The sequence below is a fragment of the Jannaschia rubra genome, from assembly GCF_001403735.1.
Lineage (GTDB): Bacteria > Pseudomonadota > Alphaproteobacteria > Rhodobacterales > Rhodobacteraceae > Jannaschia > Jannaschia rubra.
The window spans coordinates 338,015-357,474 of sequence record NZ_CXPG01000020.1 but is presented as its reverse complement, the minus strand read 5'-3'; the positions used below and the strand labels follow the sequence as shown (position 1 = coordinate 357,474).

Genomic DNA, 19,460 nt, shown 5'->3' with positions numbered 1-19,460 from the left:
TCCGTCCAGCCGTCACGCCATGCCCGCCGCGCGGCGGTACAGGTGCCAGCTTGCGTGGCCCAGCACCGGCAGCACCACGAACAGGCCCAGAAACCAGGGCACCAGCGCCAGAAGGGTCAGCACCGCGATGGTCGCGGCCCAGGCAAGCATCACGCCGGGATTGGCGCGCACGGTGCGCAGGCTGAAGCCCATGGCGGTGACGAAGTCGATCTCCAGGTCCACCAGCATGGGCAGGCTGATCGCGGTGAGCGAGAAGAGAAGGAAGGCGAAGATGCCGCCTACGACCAGTTCGGTGGCCATCATCGCGATGCCCGCGCCGGTCAGGTAGCTTTGCAGGTCGTCGGGTGGCCCGAGCAGGGCCGAGGGCCCCATGAAAAGCGCGAAGAGCATGTGGGCGAGGAAGCTCCAGAACAGGAAAAACAGCACCATGACCGCGCCGGCCCAGGGGATCTGCCGCGCGCGTTCCCGCCAGACGACGCCGAGGACGGCGGAAAACGACAGCGGCTCGCCGGTGTGGAGCCGCCGGCTCGCCTCGTAGAGGCCCACGGCGAGGAAGGGCGCGAGGAGCGGAAAGCCGAGCGACAGCGTCAGCGTCCAGAGGAACAGCCCCGCGCCCACCTGCGTCAGGATCAGCCCGCCCAGCACATAGACCGCGCTGAAGAACAGCCCATAGAGCGGCGCGGCGCGATAGTCGGCCCAGCCCGCGCGCAATGCGGCGGCCAGGTCGCCCCGGTCGAGACGCGGCACATCGGGCAGCGGCGAGGCGGCGAGATCGGGGGTCGCTGTCATGGGCGCGGTCCTTCCGGTCGGGGCGGTCGCGCGATGATTGCCCGGTCGGGCCTGGCCGCGCAATGATCTGCGTCATGGCGGCGGGCGCCGGGCGGACGATTCGGCGGCGCGGTCTTGCCCCCGCGAACCGCCTTGCCTATTCCACGGCGCATCCGAACCACCGGGAACGCCGATGACCCGCCAGAAGCCACGCCTCGTCATGAAATTCGGCGGCACCTCCGTCGCGAACCTCGAACGGATCCGGCGCGTGGCCAAGCGCGTGGGCGTCGAGGTGGCCAAGGGCTACGACGTGATCGTCGTCGTCTCGGCCATGGCGGGCAAGACCAATGAGCTGGTGGGCTGGGTGGGCGAGACATCGCCGCTCTACGATGCGCGCGAATACGATGCGGTCGTGAGTTCCGGCGAAAACGTGACCGCGGGCCTTCTGGCGCTGATCCTGCAGGAGAACGGCGTCGAGGCGCGGTCGTGGCAGGGCTGGCAGGTGCCGGTCCTGACCTCGTCCGCCCATTCGAGCGCGCGGATCGAGGACATTCCCACCGCCAATTTCGACGACCGCTTCGACAAGGGGATGCAGGTCGCCGTCGTCGCGGGCTTCCAGGGGATCAGCGCCGAGGGCCGGATCACCACGCTGGGCCGCGGCGGCAGCGATACCACCGCCGTGGCCTTCGCCGCGGCCCATGAGGCCGAACGCTGCGACATCTATACCGATGTGGACGGCGTCTATACCACCGATCCACGGATCACGTCGAAGGCCCGCAAGCTGGATCGCATCGCCTTCGAGGAGATGCTGGAGCTCGCCTCGCTGGGCGCCAAGGTCCTGCAGACCCGCTCGGTCGAGCTGGCCATGCGCTACAAGGTGAAGCTGCGGGTGCTGTCGAGTTTCGAGGAACCATCCGACGACGCGGGAACGCTCGTCTGCGCCGAGGAGGACATCATGGAATCGAATGTGGTCGCCGGGGTCGCCTTCGTGCGCGACGAGGCCAAGATGACGCTGGTGTCGGTCGCCGACCGGCCGGGTGTCTCCGCCGCGATCTTCGGCCCTCTGGCCGAGTCGGGGGTGAACGTGGACATGATCGTCCAGAACATCGCCGAGGACGGGCGCACCGACATGACGTTCTCGCTGCCCGTCGATCAGGTGGCCCGCGCCGACAGGGCCGTGCGCGACGCGATGGCGGCCGGCCAGATCGAGTTCCGCGACCTGATCGCCGACCGCGACGTGAGCAAGGTGTCGGTCGTGGGCATCGGCATGCGGAGCCACGCGGGCGTCGCCGCGCGCATGTTCCGCGCGCTGTCGAACGAGGGCATCAACATCCGCGTCATCACCACCTCCGAGATCAAGATCAGCGTGCTGATCGACCGCAAGTACATGGAGCTGGCGGTCCAGGCCCTGCACGACGAGTTCGGGCTGGAGAAGGCCTAGCGCCCGCCCCGGCGGGGGATGGCTTGCGGCGGAGGACAGGGACGCAATTCGCCGCGCATCCCCCTCCCCTTTCCTGCGGGCCTCCGCTAGAAAGGCGCCGATCAGGGAGGATCGCCCAGCAGATGTCAGCGTCGAAGGACAGCGACAGCCGCAAGCTTCTGCGACGGCTGAAGGATGTGCTGGCCGAGGCCGGCGACGGGCAGGAGCGGCTGAACCGCGTCGTGAGCCTCGTGGCGTCCTCGATGGAGGCGGAGGTCTGCTCGATCTACCTGCACCGCGACGAGCAGACGCTGGAGCTTTGCGCGACGCACGGGCTGAAGCCCGAGTCGGTCCACGTCACGCGCCTGAGGGTGGGCGAGGGGCTGGTGGGCCGGGTGGCGCGCGGGCGGACCCCCGTCAACGCCGCCGACGCGCCGTCGACCAAGGGCTTCCGCTACATGCCCGAGACGGGCGAGGAGGTGTTCTCCAGCTTTCTCGGCGTGCCGGTGCAACGGCTTGGCGAACGGCTGGGCGTCCTGGTGGTGCAGTCGCGCGAGGCGCGGGAATATTCCGAGGACGAGGTCTACGCGCTGGAGGTCGTCGCGATGGTCCTGGCCGAGATGGCCGAACTGGGCGCCTTCACCGGCGAGGGCGAAGCGCTGAAGCCCCGTCACCAGCAGCAGGTCATGTTCCGCGGCATCACCGGGCAGGAAGGGGCGACCGAGGGCGTCGTCCACCTGCACAACCCCCGCGTCGTCATCACCAATCCGGTGAGCGACGACCCCGAAGGCGAATGCCGCCGCCTGAACGCCGCGGTCGAGAAGCTGCGCGGGACGGTGGACCGGATGCTGTCGCAGGTGTCGGGCGATCGCGCCCAGACCGAGGTGATCCAGGCGTTCCGCATGTTCGCCTATTCCCGATCGTGGCTGCGCCGGATGGAGGAGGACATCAACGCGGGCCTGACCGCCGAGGCCGCCGTGGAAAAGGAACAGACCGCCGCGCGGACCCGGATGGACGGTGCCGACGCCTATCTGCGCGACCGGCTCGCCGATCTGGACGACCTGTCGAACCGCCTCCTGCGCCTGCTGACGGGCCAGGGGCGCGAGGGCGGCCCCCTGCCCGACAACGCCGTGCTGGTCGCGCGCAACATCGGGCCGGGAGAGCTGCTGGAATACGGGCGCAAGCTGCGCGGCGTGGTGCTGGAGGAGGGGTCCGTCGGGTCGCATGCGGCCGTGGTGGCGCGCGCCTGGGCCGTGCCGCTGGTCCTTCAGGCGCGCGGCATCACGACCGAGGCGCTGTCGGGCGATCCGATCCTGGTGGACGGCGACCAGGGGATCGTCCACCTGCGCCCCGACGACCGCGTGCGCGGCGCCTTCCGCGAGAAGCTCGCCATGGCGGCCGAGGCGCAGAGCCGCTATGCCACGATCCGCGACACCGCCTGCGTCACGCAGGACGGCCAGCGGATCGAGTTGATGATGAACGCGGGGCTGATGGCGGACCTGCCGTCGCTGCCCACCTCGGGCGCGGAGGGGGTGGGCCTGTTCCGCACGGAATTGCAGTTCCTGACGCGCAACAAGGTACCGAAGCGGGGGGAGTTGGCCGACCTCTATGCGCGGGTGATGGGGGCGGCGGGCGACAAGCCGGTGGTCTTCCGCACCCTCGACATCGGGTCCGACAAGGTGCTGCCTTACATGAAGGCGGAGGACGAGCCGAACCCCGCGATGGGCTGGCGCGCGATCCGGGTCGGTCTCGACAAGAAGGGCGTGATGCGGATGCAGCTTCAGGCCCTGCTGCGGGCCGCGGATGGACGGCCCTTGCAGATCATGTTCCCCTTCATCGCTCAGGTAGAGGAGTTTCTGGAGGCCCGCGCCCACCTGCTGCGCGAGATCCACCGCGAGAAGTCGCTGGGCCACCGCCTGCCCGAGACGCTGCGCGTAGGCGCCATGCTGGAGACGCCGTCCATGGCCTTCGCGCCGCGCCGCTTCTTCGAGGAAGCGGATTTCATCTCCATCGGCGGCAACGACCTCAAGCAGTTCTTCTTCGCCGCCGACCGCGAGAACGAGCGGGTCAGGCGGCGTTACGACACGCTCAACGTCAGCTTCCTGTCGCTGATCGAACAGATCGTCGGCCGCTGCGCCGAGACGGCGACGCCCGTGTCCTTCTGCGGCGAGGATGCCGGCCGCCCGGTCGAGGCCCTGTGCTTCGCGGCCATGGGACTGCGCTGCCTGTCGATGCGGCCGGCAAGCATCGGGCCGGTCAAGCACATCCTGCTGCGCGCCGATCTGGGAGCGGTCCGGCGGATCATCGACGAAACACGCGAAGCGGGCGACCAGACCGTGCGCGAGGCGGTGATGGAGTACCTTCGCAGCCGCTGACGCCTCAGCGACCCTTGCGACGGGGGCCGCCCTGCGGGCGCCGGCCCGACGGCTTGCGCCGGGCCGTCTGGCGTTCGGTGTTTCCGCGATCCTCCGCCGCCAGCTTCTGCCAGCGGGCCAGGCGGTCCGGGTCCACCTCTCCGGCGTCGACGGCGGCGCGGAGTGCGCATCCCGGCTCGGCCAGGTGCGCGCAGTCCGAGAACCGGCAGGCCTGCGCCAGTTCCGCGAGGTCGGGGAACAGGTCGTCGATGCCGCCCGCCACGTCGGTCAGCTGCAACTCCCGCATCCCCGGCGTGTCGAGGACGGAGAACCCCTGCGGCAGCGGATGCAGCTCCCGCCGCGTCGTCGTATGGCGGCCGCGCGCGTCGCTTTCGCGGATGGCACCGGTCTCGGCCCCGACCAGCCCGCCGGAGAGCGCGTTGACCAGCGTGGATTTCCCGACGCCGGAAGAGCCGAGGAACGCGACCGTCCGCGCCGCGCCGCACCAGGGCGCAAGCGTCGTCATCGCGCCTTCGTCCCGCGCATCGAGGATGACGACGGGCACCCGGTCGGAAATCGCGCCTGCCTGCCGCGCATAGGCCTCCGGGTCGTCGCAAAGATCGGCCTTGGTCAGCACGATGACTGCCTCCATCCCCGCATCCATCGTCAGCACCAGATACCGCTCCAGCCGCGCCACGTTGAAATCGCGGTTGCAGGAGGTGACGATGAAGGCCGTGTCGATGTTGGCGGCGATGAGTTGCGTGACCACCTGCCGGTCCAGCCCCGCGGCCCGGCGGCTGATCACGGTGTGACGGTCGAGCACGCAGGCCACCGTGCCCGCCCCGCGGTCCACCAGCACCCAGTCGCCGACGGCGATGTCGGGCCCGAAAGGCAGCGCCGCGTCGAAATCGGACCCTGTCACACGGACCGAGGTCCGGTCCACGCGAACGACACGCGCGGGCGGCGTGGCGGCCAGGACCTCCGGATCGACCTGATCGGCGAAGAACGCGCGCCAGCCGAGCGCCGCCAGTCGGTCGCCGTTGCTCAATGGACAGGCTCCGCGGGTCGATGACCGGGGCTCGCGCCTTGGTGGATGGTCTGGTGCTGGTGCATGTCGGTTCCGCCGCGACTGGCGACAGAATAGGCGCGGCACCCGGCGATGCCAACGCGAAACGCCCGCCGGAGATGCTCCGACGGGCGCTTGCCGCGATCTGCGGCGATCAGCGGTTCGGCGTGATGACGATTTCCACGCGACGGTTCTGCTGCTTGCCCTGGGCCGTCTGGTTCGACGCGATGGGCTGCGATTCGCCGCGTCCGATCGGCACGATGCGGGCGCTGCTCACGCCCTGCTCCAGCAAGACGCCGGCAACGGCGCGGGCGCGCCGCTCGGACAGGTCCTGGTTGTAGGCAGCGGAGCCGTCGCTGTCGGTATGGCCGATGACCTGGACCGTGGTGTCGGGATACTGCTGCAGGTTGCCCGCCAGCGCGCGGATGTCGCCCTGAAGGTCGGGGCGCAGGTTGGCGCTGTCGGTGGCGAACAGGATGTCCTGCGGCATCGTCACGATGAGCTGGCTGCCGGTGTTGTTGATGGTGATGCGGTCGTCGCCCAGCTGGTTGCGGAGGTCAGCCGCCTGCCGGTCGAGACGCGATCCCACGGCCCCGCCGATCAGGCCGCCCGCGACGGCGCCGGCCGCGATCTCGTCCGCGCGGCTGCCGCTGCCGGCCAGCGCGCCGGTCGCGGCGCCGAGGCCCGCGCCGATCAGGACGCCGCTGCGGGTGCGGTTCGGCTCACCCGTGGTGGCGTCGACGCATCCGGCGAGAACGAGGCTTCCGGCGAGGGCGATCGCGAGAGGGGATTTGATGAGTGTCATGTCTGTCTTCCCAAAATGGTCCGTGATTGTGCCGTGTCACAACACACGGCTGGTCCGTCTGTTCCACCCCGGCCGCGACTCGACGGGCGAATGCGCGGGGCTCCGCCGCTATTGGGCGTGCGGCGGCGGGATAGGCAATAGCATGTCGGGATCAGGCGTCCTGCGCCTCGCTCCGCGCGCCTTCCCAGGCCAGCATCGCGCGTTTCATCGGAAGGCCCCAGTGATAGCCCCCCATCCCGCCCGACTTCCGCAGCGCCCGGTGACAGGGGATGAGCCAGGCGACCGGATTGCGCCCCACCGCCGTGCCGACCGCCCGCACCGCGCGCGGATTTCCGATGGCGGCGGCGATGCCGGAATAGGTCGTGACGTGGCCGGAGGGGACATGCATCAGCGCCTCCCACACCTTGATCTGGAACGGAGCGCCGATCAGGTGCAGCCGCGCCTCACCCCGCATTTCGGCCAGGGCGCAGAGGTGCGGGGCGACGGCGGCCTGGTCCTCGACGAAGGTCGCGCGGGGCCAGCGGGCCGTCATGTCCTCCATCGCCGCCGCAAGCCCCGTCTCGGCGACGAGTGCCAGCCCGCAGATGCCGCGTTCCGTCACCATCACCAGCATTTCGCCGAAGGGGCCGGAAGCGGTGGCATGGCGGATCGTCAGTCCCTCGCCGCCCCGCGCGTAATCGCCGGGCGACATCGCCTCCCACCGCAGGAACAGGTCGTGCAACCGCCCGGTGCCCGACAGCCCCGCCCCCATCGCCGTGTCGAGCAGGGTGCAGCGGTCACGCAGCAGGGCCTTGGCGTGCCCCAGCGTCAGATACTGCTGGAAGCGCTTGGGGCTGACCCCGGCCCAGGCCGAGAAGATGCGTTGGAAATGCGCGGGCGACATGTTCATGGCCCGCGACAGCTCCTCCAGCGAGGGGGGCGCGTCGGCGCGCGCGTCGATCAGCTCGATGGCCCGGCGCATCAGGGCATAGTGATAGCTGCCTTCGACATCGGGGATGGGCTGGGCATGGGTCATGGCGGCACCTCGTCTTCTGCGCCTCACGCTAGGACAGGGCGCGTCCCGCCGCGACCCGCTTCTTGCGGGAACCTGCTTGTCGTCGGCGGGGGCGCGGGCCAAAAGCGGGGCATGGCGAAGCAGCTTCCCTATTCCACGATGCGCGAGGTCTTCGCCCGCTTCGAGGCAGCAGAGCCCGAGCCGCGGGGCGAGCTCGAGCACGTCAACGCCTTTACCCTCGTCGTCGCCGTGGCCATGTCGGCGCAGGCCACGGACGCGGGCGTCAACAGGGCGACGCGCGCCCTGTTCGCCGTGGCCGACACGCCGCAGAAGATGCTCGACCTGGGGCTGGAGGGCGTGACCGACCACATCCGCACCATCGGTCTGTTCCGGCAGAAGGCGAAGAACGTCATTCGGCTGAGCCGGATCCTGGTGGACGACTACGGCGGCGAGGTGCCCGACAGCCGTGCGGCGCTGCAATCGCTGCCCGGCGTGGGGCGCAAGACCGCCAACGTGGTCCTGAACATGTGGTTCGGGCATCCGGCGCAGGCCGTCGACACCCACATCTTCCGCGTCGGCAACCGCACCGGCATCGCGCCCGGCAAGACGGTCGAGGCGGTGGAGCGCGCGGTCGAGGACAACGTCCCCGCCCGCTACCAGCGCCACGCGCATCACTGGCTTATCCTGCACGGGCGCTATACCTGCGTCGCGCGCAAGCCGAAGTGCCCCGCCTGCCTGATCCGCGATCTTTGCCCCTACGACGACAAGACCTTGGAACCCACACCCAGGACCGAAGGAAGATCCGCCCCATGACCGCCAGCTACGACGTCATCGGCATCGGCAATGCCATCGTCGACGTGATCGCCCCGGCCCCGGAAGGGTTCCTGGAGGAGATGGGCATCGAGAGGGGCATCATGCAGCTCATCGAGCGCGACCGGGCCGAGACCCTCTACGAGGCGATGTCGGAACGGGTCGAGGCGCCGGGCGGATCGGTCGCGAATACGCTTGCCGGCATCGGCGCCCTGGGCCTGTCGACGGCCTTCATCGGCAAGGTCCGGGACGACGCCCTGGGCCAGTTTTATGCCCGCACGATGGAAGGCGCGGGCACTGCCTTCCCCAATCCGCCCAAGGCCGCGGACCTGCCCACGTCGCGCAGCATGATCTTCGTCTCGCCCGACGGCGAGCGGTCGATGAACACCTATCTGGGCGCCGGGGCGGACCTCGGGTCGCAGGATGTGCCGGATGTCTTCGGCGGCGGCGGCATCCTGTTCCTCGAGGGCTATCTGTTCGACAAGGACGAGGGCAAGACCGCCTTCGCCCGTGCCGCGAGCCGCATGAAGGAGGCGGGCGGGCGCTCCGCCATCACCATCAGCGACCCCTTCTGCGCCGACCGCCACCGGGACGATTTCCAGCGCCTCATCCGCGAGGACATGGACATCGCCATCGGCAATGCCGCCGAATGGACGACGCTCTATCAGACCGACGATATCGAACAGGCGCTGGACCGGGCGGCGGAACATTGCCGGACGGTCGTCTGCACCCGGTCCGGCCAGTCGGTCTGGATCCGTACGGAGGGAGAGCGGATCGACGTGCCGGTGCGGCAGGTGCGCGTGGTCGACGCCACCGGCGCGGGCGACCAGTTCGCGGCGGGCTTCCTGTTCGGCCTCGCCTCCGGGCGTGACGCGGCCACTTCCGGCCGCATGGGCGTCGTCTGTGCGCGGGAGGTCATCGGCCACATCGGCCCGCGCCCCGCCGTGGACGTGGCGGACCTGTTCCGGGCCGAAGGGCTGATCTGACGCGTTCCGTTTCGGGCGACCGTGCCTGTGGAAAGGCCGGAAGCCTCCGGCCGCAGGCGCCCCGCCCTCACCAGTGCGGCGGTCGTTGGTCGGCCAGCGGGATCGACGTCCCAGACGCCGCGTCGGCATCGCCCGCCCGCTGCATCAGCATCCCGACACGCCGTTCCAGCATCGCGATCTCGGCGGACTGGCGGGCCACGACGTCCGACAGGTCTTCGACCGCGCGGGTCAGGTGAGCGATGCGTTCTTCGAGGTGCTGCATGGGGCTTCCCGGTTGTGCGCGCGGGGCGCGGGACGTAAGAGGCGAGCCGACGAAAGGACCGTTCGACATGGCCAGGAAAGACAAGGTTCGCCGCCCTCGCGCCGAGACGCCCAAGGGCTTCCGCGACTATTTCGGCGCCGAGGTGACGCAGCGCAAGGCCATGCTGGATGCGATCGCGCATGTCTACCACCTTTACGGGTTCGAGGCGCTCGAATCCTCGGCCGTCGAGACGGTCGAGGCGCTTGGCAAGTTCCTCCCCGACGTGGACCGACCCAACGCGGGCGTCTTTGCGTTCCGGGAAGCGGGTCCGGAGGAGACGGAGGCCGACGGCGACTGGCTGGCGCTCCGCTATGACCTGACCGCCCCGCTGGCCCGCGTCTATGCCCAGCACCGCAACGACCTTCCCACCCCCTACCGCCGCTATGCCATGGGGCCCGTCTGGCGCAACGAAAAGCCCGGACCGGGACGGTTCCGGCAATTCTATCAATGCGATGCGGATACGGTCGGCACAGCGAGCGTGGCCGCCGACGCGGAAATCTGCGCAATGCTGGCCGACACGCTGGAGGCGGTCGGGATCGAGCGCGGCGACTACGTTGTCCGGGTCAACAACCGGAAGGTCCTGAACGGCGTGATGGAGGTCGCGGGGCTGTCCGGCGACGACAAGGAAGCCGAACGCGGGATCGTCCTGCGCGCCATCGACAAGCTGGACCGCCTCGGGGTCGAAGGGGTCCGGGCGCTGCTGGGCAAGGGACGGAAGGACGAGAGCGGGGACTTCACCGAGGGAGCGGGGCTGGACGAGGCGCAGGCGGATGCGGTCATGGCCTTCATGGACGCCCGCCGCGACACCGGAGCGGCCACCTGCGGACGACTGAGAGACATCGTGACCGACAGCGCGACAGGCCTTGAAGGCGTCAGCGAACTCGAACAGATCGCTTCCCTCCTCGAAGCCCAGGGCTACGGCCCCGACCGCATCGTCATCGACCCTTCGGTCGTGCGGGGCCTCGGCTATTACACGGGCCCTGTCTACGAAGCCGATCTGACCTTCGAGATCACCGATGAGAAGGGCGGCCCGCGGCAGTTCGGATCGGTCGCGGGCGGGGGGCGCTACGACGACCTGGTGACGCGGTTCACGGGGCAGGCGGTGCCCGCCACCGGCGTCAGCATCGGGGTGGACCGCCTGCTGGCCGCCCTGATCGCCAAGGGGCGCGTCGACCGAACGGCCGTGGGGCCCGTCGTCGTGACGGTGATGGACCGGGACCGCATGGCAGACTACCAGTCGATCTGCGCCACGCTGCGGCAGGCCGGCATCCGGGCGGAGGTCTATCTGGGCAACCCGAAGAACTTCGGCAACCAGCTCAAATACGCCGACCGGCGCGGCAGCCCGGCGGCGGTCATCCAGGGTACCGACGAGGCCGCGCGCGGCGTCGTGCAGGTCAAGGACCTGATCCTGGGAGCCAGGCTGGCGCAGGATGCCACCTTGGACGAGTGGAAGGAGAACCCCTCGCAGACCGAGGTGGCGCTGGACGATCTGGTGCCTTTCCTGCGGAAGCTGCTCGGATGATCTCGGCCGAGGACCGGGCGCGGGCGGCCGACCTTCTGGCGCGGTTCCGCGCGGCGGGCGCGCAGATGGTCGAGACTCCGATCCTGCAACCGGCGGGGGCGCTTCTCGACCTCTATGGCGAGGATATCCGTGCCCGCGCCTTCACCACGCAGGATCCGCTCGCGGGGGAGATGATGCTGCGCCCCGACTTCACCGTTCCCGTGGTGCAGGCCCACATGGAAAACGGCGCCGAACCCGCGCGCTACTGCTACGCGGGCGAGGTCTTCCGGCGCCAGGAGGTCGACGAGGGCCGCCCCCGCGAATACCTTCAGGTGGGCTATGAGGCCTTCGACCGCGACGACCCGGCCGGGGCCGATGCGGAGGTCTTCGACCTGTTGTCGCAGGCGGTCTCCGCCGCCGCTCCGGTGGCGGCGACGGGCGACCTGGGCGTGCTGATCGCCGCCGTCGATGCGCTGACGACATCGGACCGCCGGCGCGCGGCGCTGCGCCGGCACATTTGGCGGCCGACCCGGTTCCGCCGCCTGATCGACCGCTTCACCGGCACCACGCCGACCCCCGCGACCCGCGCGACGCTGCTGGCGCAACTGGCGGACACGCCGGCCGAGACGCTGATCGCCGCCGCCGGCCCCGCCGTGGGCCTGCGCGACAGGGCGGAAATCGCGGCCCGGCTGAACGCCCTGGCGGAGGACGCCGCGACGGAGCCGATCACCCGGACCGAGGCCGACGTGATCGACAGCCTCCTGTCGCTCGACACGACGATGACGCTGGCGATCCCGCCGCTGCGCGACATGGGAGTGGACCTGCCGGGCCTCGGTCCGGCCGCCGACCGGCTGGAGGCGCGGGCCGAGGCGCTGGCGCGGCGCGGCCATGACCCGGCTGCCCTGTCCTTCGCGCCCGCACGGGGGCGCACGGCGATGGAATATTACGATGGCTTCGTCTTCACCCTGTCGGCCCCCGGCCGGCCCGACCTGCCGCCGTTGGCAACGGGCGGGCGCTATGACGCGCTGACGGCGGTGCTGGGGCGCGGCCGCTCGATCCCCGCGGTGGGCGGCGTGGTGCGCCCCGGCCTTCTGGGGAGGCTCTGATGCTGCGTCTGGGCGTGCCGTCCAAGGGGCGGCTGATGGACAAGACCTTCGACTGGTTCGGAAAGCGCGGGCTGACCCTGACGCGCAGCGGGTCCGACCGGGAATACGCGGGCCATGTGGAAGGCGCGGACATCGCGCTGGTCATGCTGTCGGCGGGGGAAATCCCGCGTGAGCTGGCCGCCGGCCGCATCCACCTCGGCGTCACCGGCAGCGACCTGGTCCGGGAGCGCCTGACCCGCTGGGACACCAGGGTCAAGGCTCTGGCGCCCATGGGGTTCGGCCACGCCGACCTCATCCTGGCCGTGCCGAAGGTCTGGATCGACGTGGACACGCTCGACGACCTCGACGCCGCCTGCGCGCAGTTCCGCGCGACCCACGGCCACCGCCTGCGGATCGCGACCAAGTATCACCGGCTCGTGCGCGATTTCCTGCGCCAGAACGGCGTGGCCGACTATCAACTGGTCGACAGCCAGGGCGCCACCGAGGGGACGGTACTGAACCATACGGCCGAGGCGATCGCGGACATCACCTCGACCGGCGAGACGATGCGGGCCAACCACCTCAAGGTCCTGGACGACGGCCTGATCCACGCGAGCCAGGCCACCCTGTTCCGCGCGCTGGACGCGCCCTGGGACAAGGCGGCGAAGGCCGTGCTGGAGGATCTGAGGGAGCGGCTGGCCTAGAGACCCGGCACCGCACCGGCGCGACCGAGGATCATCAGGTTGCCCACGGGCATCTCGACGCGCTCGACCTTGAGGCCCAGCACCGTCAGCACCGTCTCGACCATGCCCAGGTCCTTGAGGCCGATGGCCGGGTCCTGACGGCGGAGGTCGGCATCGAAGGCCCTGTCGCCGTCCCCTGCGGGTTGCCCGTCGCGCAGGAAAGGGCCGTAGATCGCCAGCAGGCCGCCGGGCGCCAGCGTGCGGCGGGCCTCGTCCAGCACGACGGCCAGTTCCGCGTCCGAGATCAGGTGCAGAAGGTTCACGATGAGCACCATGTCCGACGCCGCCTCGACCGCCCAACCGGGCTGCGCCGCGTCGATGTCGCCCGCATCGGACACGTTGCCCAGGCCCCGGCAATAGGCGTCGATCGACGCGCGCCGCGACGGGTCCGGGTCGGTGGGGTGAAAGCGCAGGTCGGGCCGGTGCGCGGCCAGCGCGGCGATGTGCTGGCCGGTGCCCGAGGCCAGTTCCAGCACGTCGCCCGCACGGGGCATCCGGGGCAGCAGGACCGACAGGATCGGGTCGAGGTTCCGGGCGGCGGCGGGCGCGACCAGCCGCCCCTCCGCATCCGGGGTCGCCGCCGCGCCCGTCGTCACGATCCGGCGGATCAATGGAACCGCCGCGGGTCGAGCGCGGCGACCACGTCCGGGGCCAGCTCCGGCACCCGTCCCGCCACACGGTCGGCCAGCAGGCGCGCGGCGGCGGGCGCCGTCTGGAAGCCATAGCCGCCCTGCCCCGCGCACCACCAGAACCCGTCGACTCCGGACGGCCCGATGACGAGGCAGCGATCCGGCGCAAAGGTCCGAAGCCCGGCCCAGGTCGCCAGCGGGCGTGTGACCGGCACCGTGACGGCCTGCTGGTAGCGGTCGAGCCCCTCGGCCAGCACCATGTCGTCGGCGAAGGCGTCGGAAGCCTCGAAGGCCTCCTCCTCGGCAGGCGAGACGATCCAGGCACCGGCGTCGGGCTTCGCGTACCAGGCCTCGCCCGGCCCCATCAGCATGGGCCAGTGCCGCACGTCATGCCCGCCCGGCGCGGCGAGCCGGGCCATGGAGCGACGGAAGGGCGTCAGGCCCAGCGGGGCGACGCCCGCCAGCCGCGCCACCGCGTCGGCCCAGGGTCCGGCGGCATCGACGATCTGGCGCGCCGTGATCTCGGCTTCCCCCGCCCGCACCCGCCACCCGCCGGGCAGACGGTCGATGGCTGTCACTCGCCTGCCCGTCTGCGCCGCACCGCCGGCCCGGATCGCCCGCAAGCCCGCCTGCACCATCGCATCGGTGTCGAGGTCCATGGCCGACGGATCATGCGCCGCCCGGACCACCGCATCGGACAGGATCGGCACCATGGCGCGCGCCTCGTCCGGCGGCATGGCGCCGAGGCACATCTGGTCGCAATCGCGGTCGAAGGCCTCCTCCTGCCCCTTGGTGGCGACCAGCAGGAACCCCCGCGGCGACATCCAGCCCCCCGCCTCGTGCGCGGGCCGCGACGCGCGGTTGAGAGCTACGACGGGGGCCAGGCCATAGCTTTCCTCGAAGAGCGCAGCGGACCGGCCGGATGCGTGATACGCAAAGGCATCCTCGGCCTCCCACAGGACGACGCGTCCGTGGTCCGCCAGTGCTGCCCCTGCGGCACTTCCGGCGATTCCGCCGCCGATGATGAGAAAGTCGCAATCCACGACGCCCACATTGTCACAGCAAGCCCACCCCCCTCAAGCGGGATGGAACGAACGCATCGTTTCCGGCCGTCAGCCGTTCCGCGCGTGAAGCCGGATCTCGGTCCGCACGGAATTGGCGATGAAGCAGTGCCGGTGGGCGGTATCGTGCAGGTCGCGCAGGGCCGTGGCCCCGGGGGCGGGTCCGGCCCAGGTCACGGCCGGATGCAGATCGACGTGCGCGAGCCAGAGCATGCCGTCCCCGCGCCGCGCCATCGTGCCCCGCGCCGCATCGCGGTAGCTGTCGACCACGCGGCCGGCCTGCCGTGCGAGATCGAGAAACCAGAGCATGTGGCAGGCGGCGATGCTGGCGACGAAGGCTTCCTCCGGGTCCACGGCGCCTGCGTCGGACATGGGCAGCGGCACCACGGCCGGAGAGGACGAGGCCGCGATCACGGTGCCGCCGTCGAACGTCCAGCGATGCGCGCGGGAATAGCGGTTGTCGGTGAACGGGGCTCCGCCGCGGTCCCACTCGACCGTCGCCCCGTGCGCCACGTCTCAGGCTTCTTCCAGCCGGTCGGTCGCGGGCGGCGGGGCGGGCGACAGGGCGGTGATCCGCGCCAGCAGATCGTCGTCCAGCGCCACGTCGGCGGCGGCCAGGGATGGGCCCAACTGATCCGTATCGCGGGCGCTGACGATCGGAGCCGTGACGGCCGGGTTCGCCGCGACCCAGGCCACGGCGAGCGTCGCGGGATGCATCCCCACCTCATCGGCCAGATCGGCAAGACCCCGCGCGGCGTCGTGCATCCAGTCGGGCGCATAGCGCGCGGCATAGCGGTCGTCCCGCGTCAGGCGCCCGCTGCCGCCGCGGGCGTATTTGCCCGATAGAAGTCCCCCGCCCAAGGGCGAATAGGGAACGACGGCGATATCCTGATCGCGCGCCATGAGCAGGATCTCGACCTCGGCCTGCCGCTTGACGAGGTTGTACATCGGCTGGATCGCGTCGATGCGGATGCCGAAGGTCGCGGCCACAGCCTGTGCCTTCATCACCTGCCAGGCGGCGAAGTTGCTGACGCCCACGTACCGGATCGTGCCCTGATCCCTGAGCCTGGCCAGCGCCTCGAAACTCTCCTCCAGCGGCGTCTCCGCGTCCCAGCGGTGCAGGTAGAGAAGGTCGATGACCTCTGTCCCGAGCCGCTTGCGGCTGTCGTCGAGACTTCCCAGGATATTCTCGCGCCCGGCTCCCCGCGCGTAGTTCGCCTTCGTCGCGATCACGAGGCCGTCGCGCTCGGGCTCCGCGAAGGTGCCCAGCATCGTCTCGGACCGGCCGTCGGTATAGACATGCGCGGTATCGAAGAAGGTCACGCCCGCCGCGCGGCAGGCGTCGAACATGGCGCGGCTGGCGGTCTCGTCCGCGGTGCCGCCGAACTGCATGCAGCCGAAGCAGAGGGAGGACGCGGGGGTGCCGTCGATGGCTGTGAGGGTTGTCATGGCGTCACGATGCCCGCATCGGGCGCGCCGCACAACGGCGAACGCCCGGCGGATCGCTCCGCCGGGCGCCGGTTGCCGCGAAATCAGTTCGGAATGCCGCCCGAGATCCCCTCGACGTAGAAGTCCATGCTGGCCAGTTCGCCATCGTCGGGCGTCTCGCCCTCCTCCAGCCAGACCGAGCCGTCCTGCTTGTTGATGGGACCGGTGAACGGGTGATAGTTGCCGTCGGCCATGGCGGCGATCAGCTCCTCCGCCTCGGCCTTGACGTCGGCGGGCACGGCGTCGGTGATCTCGCCGATCTCGACCTCGCCCCCCGCGATGCCGGCCCAGGTGGCCTGCTGTTCCCAGGTGCCGTCCATCACCGCCCCCACACGTTCGATGTAGTAGGGCGCCCAGTTGTCGATGATCGAGGCGACGCGGGGCAGGGGCTTGAACGCTTCCATGTCCGACGCCTGGCCGAAGGTGAAGACGCGGCCGCCGTTCTCGTTGGCCTCCTGCGCGGCCGCCTGGGGCGCGGTGGAATCGGTGTGCTGAAGGATGACGTCGACACCCTGGTCGATCATGGCGCGCGCCGCGTCGGCCTCCTTGGCGGGGTCGAACCAGGTATAGGCCCAGGTCACGACCATCTCCACCTCCGGGTTGACCTTCCTGGCGTGGAGATAGGCAGCGTTGATCCCCTGGATGTTCTCGGGGATTGGGAAGGAGCCGATGTAGCCGATCTTGTTCGTCTCGGTCAGATGGCCCGCGATGGTGCCCAGCACCGCGCGGCCTTCGTAGAAGCGGGCGTCGTAGGTCGAGACATTGGGATGCTCGCGCATGAAGCCGGTGGCATGCTCGAACTTCACGTCCGGGAACTTGGCGGCGACGGCGTTCGTCGCCTCCATGAAGCCGAAGCTGGTGGTGAAGATGATGTCCGCGCCCTGCAGCGCCATCTGCGTGATCGCGCGTTCGGCGTCGGCGCCTTCGGGCACCGATTCCTGATAGACGGTCTCGACCTTGTCGCCGAACTCCTCCTCCACGGCGAGACGGCCCTGGTCGTGCTGATAGGTCCAGCCGCCGTCGCCCACGGGACCGACGTAGATGAACCCGACCTTCACCGGGTCGTCCTGCGCCTGTGCGCCCGTGGCGAGGCCGAGCGCCATGGCGCCCGCAAGAAGTGTCCTGAGTTTCATGTGGTTCTCCCCCTTGGTGATCCCGCAGCCCTAGCCGGATGCGTGGAATGGCCGGGCCAGATCGGCGGGCGCGTCGCCCCCCCGTCCAGCGCGGAACGATATGAGCACGAGGACGAGGATGGTGACAAGATAGGGAGCCGCCGACAGAAGCTCGACCGAGACCTTGGCACCCGCCGTCTGCAGGTTGAGTTGCAGCACCGTGATGCCGCCGAACAGATACGCCCCCACCAGAACGCGCCCGGCCCGCCAGCTTGCGAAGACGACGATGGCCAGCGCGATCCAGCCCGCCCCCGCCGTCATGCCATCGGTCCATTGCGGGACCCGGACGAGCGAGAGATACGCTCCGCCCAGACCCGCGCAGGCGCCGCCGAAGGCAATCGCCATCAGGCGCACACGGCGGACGTGGTAGCCGAGCGCATGGGCCGCATCGTGGCTTTCGCCGACCGCGCGCAGGATCAGGCCCGCGCGGGTGTATTTCAGGAAACCCCAGACCAGCGCCACGAGGAGGAGGCTCAGGTAGACCATCGGGTCGTGCCCGAAGATCACACGCCCGACGAAGGGCAGGTCCGTCAGCCAGCCCAGATCGATGCGCCGCAGACCGTTGGCCTTGATGCCCACGTATCCCTGCCCGATCAGGGACGACACCCCCAGCCCGAACAGCGTCAGCGCCAGCCCCGTCGCCACCTGGTTCGACAGCAGGACCTGCGTGAGGAAACCGAACAGCAGCGCCACGACCGCGCCCCCGGCGGCCGCCGCGAGGAACCCGGCCCAGGGCGACCCCGTCTCGATCGCGGCGATGAAGCCGGTGACGGCGCCCATGATCATCATGCCTTCGACGCCGAGATTCAGGACGCCGGATTTCTCGACCACCATCTCGCCGATTGCGGCGAGCAGGATCGGCGTCGCCGCCACCATGAGCGACGCGATGAGGAGCGTGGGGGAGATCGAGGAGAGGTCCATCAGGCCGCCACCACGAAGACCGACAGGGCCGCGCCGACGCTCAACCCCGCGGCGACGCCGAAACCCGCGGGCCCGAGAAGCGGCTGGCGCAGGATCTGACCCAGGACCCCTGCCACGACCGACACCAGCACGACGAGCGCGAAGGCCACCGGCGGCGCCACCAGCAGCGTGACCGTGTCGGCCGCCGCAGGCCAGACCAGAAACCCGATCACCGCCCCCGCCAGCAGGCAGATCGTGAAGACCGTGGATCCCTTCATGCCGTCACCCCTTTCCCCGCCCGCAGGCGGAAGTTCGTCAACACGTCGACCGCCAGCAGGAAGAACAGCAGCATCCCCTGGAAGGCGCTGATCGCGGCGGCGGGCAACCCGAGATTCGTCGCCGCATTGTCGCCGCCCACGTAGGTCACCGCCATGAGAAGGCCCGCCGCCACGATGCCCAGCGGGTTGAGCCGCCCGAGAAAGGCCACGATGATCGCCGTGAAGCCATAGCCCGAGGCGAAGTCGATGCTGATCTGGCCCGCTGGGCCCGTCGCCTCGAAGAGGCCAGCCAGCCCCGCGAGCGCGCCGGAGAAGCCCATGCAGAAGATCACCAGCCGGCCGGGCACGACGCCCGCGAAACGCGCCGCGCGGGGGGCCGCGCCGGTCAGGCGGATGTGGAACCCGGTCAGGTGCCGCGTCAGCAGGACATGCGCGAAGATCACCGCGATCAGCGCCGCGGCCACCCCCCAGTGCGCGCCCGTGCCCGCGATCAGCTCGGGGTTGGCCGACGCCTCCCACCGCGACAGGTTGCGCGAGCCGGGAAAGCCCACCGTATCCGGGTTCCGCAGCCATCCCACGGCGGCCGAGGCCAGCAGGCTGCGTTCGGCCACATAGACCAGCATCAGCGACACGAGGATCTCGTTCACCCCCAGCGTCACCTTCAGAAGCGCCGGGATCATCGCCCAGAGGAACCCGCCGAGCGCGCCGCAGGCCACCATCAGCGGAAAGATCAGCCAGGAGTCGGAGGGGTAGAACGCCAGCCCCGCCGCCGCTCCGGCCAGCGCGCCGACGATGTACTGCCCCTCCGCCCCGATATTCCAGATGCCCGCCCGGAACCCCAGGGCCAGCCCCACGGCGATCAGGATCAGCGGCCCGGCCTTCACCAGCAGCTGGCCGCGGAAGTAGAAGGCGAACTCTCCGAAGACCGGGTCCCAGAAGATCGCGCGCAGCGCCTCGAACGGGTCCTTTCCCAAGGCCGCGAACATCAGCGCGCCCACCACCAGCGTCAGCGCCACGGCAAGGATGGGCGCGGCCGCGCTCCAGAAACGCGACGGGGTAGGGCGACGCTCCAGCCGGATCATCGGCACACCGCGCCCGC

Annotated in this window: 20 protein-coding genes; 7 read left to right on the top strand and 13 right to left on the bottom strand. The window is 70.3% G+C overall.

Translation table 11 applies throughout. The features are described 5' to 3' along the window. Window positions 1-12 precede the first annotated feature (12 nt). Entirely contained in the window at window positions 13-789 is a 777-nt protein-coding gene (locus JAN5088_RS11375) for a DUF2189 domain-containing protein (protein ID WP_055682927.1), read from the bottom strand. Window positions 790-961: 172 nt separating this feature from the next. Here JAN5088_RS11375 and JAN5088_RS11370 point away from each other — a divergent pair, with 172 nt between their 5' ends. Both JAN5088_RS11370 and JAN5088_RS11365 read left to right on the top strand, forming a co-directional pair. Continuing rightward, window positions 962-2,209, top strand: coding sequence for an aspartate kinase (locus JAN5088_RS11370; protein ID WP_055682926.1), 1,248 nt, complete (start codon window positions 962-964; stop codon window positions 2,207-2,209). A 122-nt stretch (window positions 2,210-2,331) separates the two neighbouring features. Beyond that, the gene (locus JAN5088_RS11365) at window positions 2,332-4,563 is read left to right on the top strand and encodes a putative PEP-binding protein (RefSeq protein WP_055682925.1); all 2,232 of its coding nucleotides are present in this window, start codon (window positions 2,332-2,334) and stop codon (window positions 4,561-4,563) included. Window positions 4,564-4,567: 4 nt separating this feature from the next. Here the strand turns inward: JAN5088_RS11365 and rsgA are convergent, their stop codons facing one another. The 3 genes from rsgA to JAN5088_RS11350 form a co-directional block, all read right to left on the bottom strand. Beyond that, on the bottom strand, window positions 4,568-5,590 hold the full coding sequence (rsgA, locus tag JAN5088_RS11360) for a ribosome small subunit-dependent GTPase A (RefSeq protein WP_055682924.1): 1,023 nt from the start codon (window positions 5,588-5,590) through the stop codon (window positions 4,568-4,570). A 172-nt stretch (window positions 5,591-5,762) separates the two neighbouring features. Beyond that, window positions 5,763-6,413 (bottom strand): YiaD family glycine zipper/OmpA-like lipoprotein, encoded by a 651-nt coding sequence (locus tag JAN5088_RS11355; protein ID WP_055682923.1) that lies wholly within the window; start codon window positions 6,411-6,413, stop codon window positions 5,763-5,765. A gap of 151 nt (window positions 6,414-6,564) precedes the next feature. Further along, window positions 6,565-7,428 carry a methylated-DNA--[protein]-cysteine S-methyltransferase gene (locus JAN5088_RS11350; RefSeq protein WP_055682922.1) on the bottom strand — a complete coding sequence of 288 codons (864 nt, stop codon included), beginning with the start codon at window positions 7,426-7,428 and terminating at the stop codon, window positions 6,565-6,567. Window positions 7,429-7,539: 111 nt separating this feature from the next. Here JAN5088_RS11350 and nth point away from each other — a divergent pair, with 111 nt between their 5' ends. Both nth and JAN5088_RS11340 read left to right on the top strand, forming a co-directional pair. Further along, window positions 7,540-8,220 (top strand): endonuclease III, encoded by a 681-nt coding sequence (gene nth, locus JAN5088_RS11345; protein ID WP_055682921.1) that lies wholly within the window; start codon window positions 7,540-7,542, stop codon window positions 8,218-8,220. Next, entirely contained in the window at window positions 8,217-9,203 is a 987-nt protein-coding gene (locus tag JAN5088_RS11340; protein ID WP_055682920.1) for an adenosine kinase, read from the top strand. The genes nth and JAN5088_RS11340 overlap by 4 nt, the downstream gene beginning before the upstream one ends. A 67-nt stretch (window positions 9,204-9,270) precedes the next feature. On the opposite strand, the gene JAN5088_RS11335 is transcribed toward JAN5088_RS11340, so the two are convergent. Then, entirely contained in the window at window positions 9,271-9,465 is a 195-nt protein-coding gene (locus JAN5088_RS11335) for a SlyX family protein (RefSeq protein ID WP_055682919.1), read from the bottom strand. A 67-nt stretch (window positions 9,466-9,532) separates the two neighbouring features. On the opposite strand from JAN5088_RS11335, the gene hisS reads away from it, so the two are divergent. From hisS to hisG, 3 genes are read left to right on the top strand one after another with little or no spacing between them, the layout of a single operon-like run. Continuing rightward, window positions 9,533-11,026 (top strand): histidine--tRNA ligase, encoded by a 1,494-nt coding sequence (gene hisS, locus JAN5088_RS11330; RefSeq protein ID WP_055682918.1) that lies wholly within the window; start codon window positions 9,533-9,535, stop codon window positions 11,024-11,026. Then, window positions 11,023-12,111 carry an ATP phosphoribosyltransferase regulatory subunit gene (locus JAN5088_RS11325; protein ID WP_055682917.1) on the top strand — a complete coding sequence of 363 codons (1,089 nt, stop codon included), beginning with the start codon at window positions 11,023-11,025 and terminating at the stop codon, window positions 12,109-12,111. Before hisS ends, JAN5088_RS11325 begins: the two co-directional genes overlap by 4 nt. Next, a complete protein-coding gene (hisG, locus tag JAN5088_RS11320; protein ID WP_055682916.1) occupies window positions 12,108-12,794 on the top strand; it encodes an ATP phosphoribosyltransferase in 687 nt (228 codons plus the stop codon). The genes JAN5088_RS11325 and hisG overlap by 4 nt, the downstream gene beginning before the upstream one ends. Here the strand turns inward: hisG and JAN5088_RS11315 are convergent. From JAN5088_RS11315 to JAN5088_RS11280, 8 genes are all read right to left on the bottom strand, one after another. Beyond that, window positions 12,791-13,444, bottom strand: a complete 654-nt coding sequence (locus tag JAN5088_RS11315; protein ID WP_055682915.1) for a DUF938 domain-containing protein — start codon at window positions 13,442-13,444, stop codon at window positions 12,791-12,793. The genes hisG and JAN5088_RS11315 overlap by 4 nt on opposite strands. Beyond that, the gene (locus JAN5088_RS11310; protein WP_055683332.1) at window positions 13,441-14,505 is read right to left on the bottom strand and encodes an NAD(P)/FAD-dependent oxidoreductase; all 1,065 of its coding nucleotides are present in this window, start codon (window positions 14,503-14,505) and stop codon (window positions 13,441-13,443) included. The genes JAN5088_RS11315 and JAN5088_RS11310 overlap by 4 nt, the downstream gene beginning before the upstream one ends. A 69-nt stretch (window positions 14,506-14,574) precedes the next feature. Then, entirely contained in the window at window positions 14,575-15,036 is a 462-nt protein-coding gene (locus JAN5088_RS11305; protein ID WP_055682914.1) for an OsmC family protein, read from the bottom strand. A 3-nt stretch (window positions 15,037-15,039) separates the two neighbouring features. Next, window positions 15,040-15,972, bottom strand: a complete 933-nt coding sequence (locus JAN5088_RS11300; protein WP_055682913.1) for an aldo/keto reductase — start codon at window positions 15,970-15,972, stop codon at window positions 15,040-15,042. An 83-nt stretch (window positions 15,973-16,055) separates the two neighbouring features. Beyond that, on the bottom strand, window positions 16,056-17,144 hold the full coding sequence (locus tag JAN5088_RS11295; protein WP_055682912.1) for a BMP family ABC transporter substrate-binding protein: 1,089 nt from the start codon (window positions 17,142-17,144) through the stop codon (window positions 16,056-16,058). A 30-nt stretch (window positions 17,145-17,174) separates the two neighbouring features. Then, the gene (locus JAN5088_RS11290) at window positions 17,175-18,104 is read right to left on the bottom strand and encodes an ABC transporter permease (protein ID WP_055682911.1); all 930 of its coding nucleotides are present in this window, start codon (window positions 18,102-18,104) and stop codon (window positions 17,175-17,177) included. Next, on the bottom strand, window positions 18,104-18,361 hold the full coding sequence (locus JAN5088_RS11285) for a hypothetical protein (protein ID WP_055682910.1): 258 nt from the start codon (window positions 18,359-18,361) through the stop codon (window positions 18,104-18,106). Before JAN5088_RS11285 ends, JAN5088_RS11290 begins: the two co-directional genes overlap by 1 nt. Beyond that, a complete protein-coding gene (locus tag JAN5088_RS11280) occupies window positions 18,358-19,443 on the bottom strand; it encodes an ABC transporter permease (protein WP_055682909.1) in 1,086 nt (361 codons plus the stop codon). Before JAN5088_RS11280 ends, JAN5088_RS11285 begins: the two co-directional genes overlap by 4 nt. Window positions 19,444-19,460 lie beyond the last annotated feature (17 nt).

Coding starts and splice junctions, on each gene's coding strand:
- JAN5088_RS11375 (WP_055682927.1), bottom strand. CDS start 789: ATGACAGCGACCCCCGATCTCGCCGCCTCGCCGCTGCCCGATGTGCCG.
- JAN5088_RS11370 (WP_055682926.1), top strand. CDS start 962: ATGACCCGCCAGAAGCCACGCCTCGTCATGAAATTCGGCGGCACCTCC.
- JAN5088_RS11365 (WP_055682925.1), top strand. CDS start 2,332: ATGTCAGCGTCGAAGGACAGCGACAGCCGCAAGCTTCTGCGACGGCTG.
- JAN5088_RS11355 (WP_055682923.1), bottom strand. CDS start 6,413: ATGACACTCATCAAATCCCCTCTCGCGATCGCCCTCGCCGGAAGCCTC.
- JAN5088_RS11350 (WP_055682922.1), bottom strand. CDS start 7,428: ATGACCCATGCCCAGCCCATCCCCGATGTCGAAGGCAGCTATCACTAT.
- nth (WP_055682921.1), top strand. CDS start 7,540: ATGGCGAAGCAGCTTCCCTATTCCACGATGCGCGAGGTCTTCGCCCGC.
- JAN5088_RS11340 (WP_055682920.1), top strand. CDS start 8,217: ATGACCGCCAGCTACGACGTCATCGGCATCGGCAATGCCATCGTCGAC.
- JAN5088_RS11335 (WP_055682919.1), bottom strand. CDS start 9,465: ATGCAGCACCTCGAAGAACGCATCGCTCACCTGACCCGCGCGGTCGAA.
- hisS (WP_055682918.1), top strand. CDS start 9,533: ATGGCCAGGAAAGACAAGGTTCGCCGCCCTCGCGCCGAGACGCCCAAG.
- JAN5088_RS11325 (WP_055682917.1), top strand. CDS start 11,023: ATGATCTCGGCCGAGGACCGGGCGCGGGCGGCCGACCTTCTGGCGCGG.
- JAN5088_RS11300 (WP_055682913.1), bottom strand. CDS start 15,972: ATGACAACCCTCACAGCCATCGACGGCACCCCCGCGTCCTCCCTCTGC.
- JAN5088_RS11295 (WP_055682912.1), bottom strand. CDS start 17,144: ATGAAACTCAGGACACTTCTTGCGGGCGCCATGGCGCTCGGCCTCGCC.
- JAN5088_RS11290 (WP_055682911.1), bottom strand. CDS start 18,104: ATGGACCTCTCCTCGATCTCCCCCACGCTCCTCATCGCGTCGCTCATG.
- JAN5088_RS11285 (WP_055682910.1), bottom strand. CDS start 18,361: ATGAAGGGATCCACGGTCTTCACGATCTGCCTGCTGGCGGGGGCGGTG.
- JAN5088_RS11280 (WP_055682909.1), bottom strand. CDS start 19,443: ATGATCCGGCTGGAGCGTCGCCCTACCCCGTCGCGTTTCTGGAGCGCG.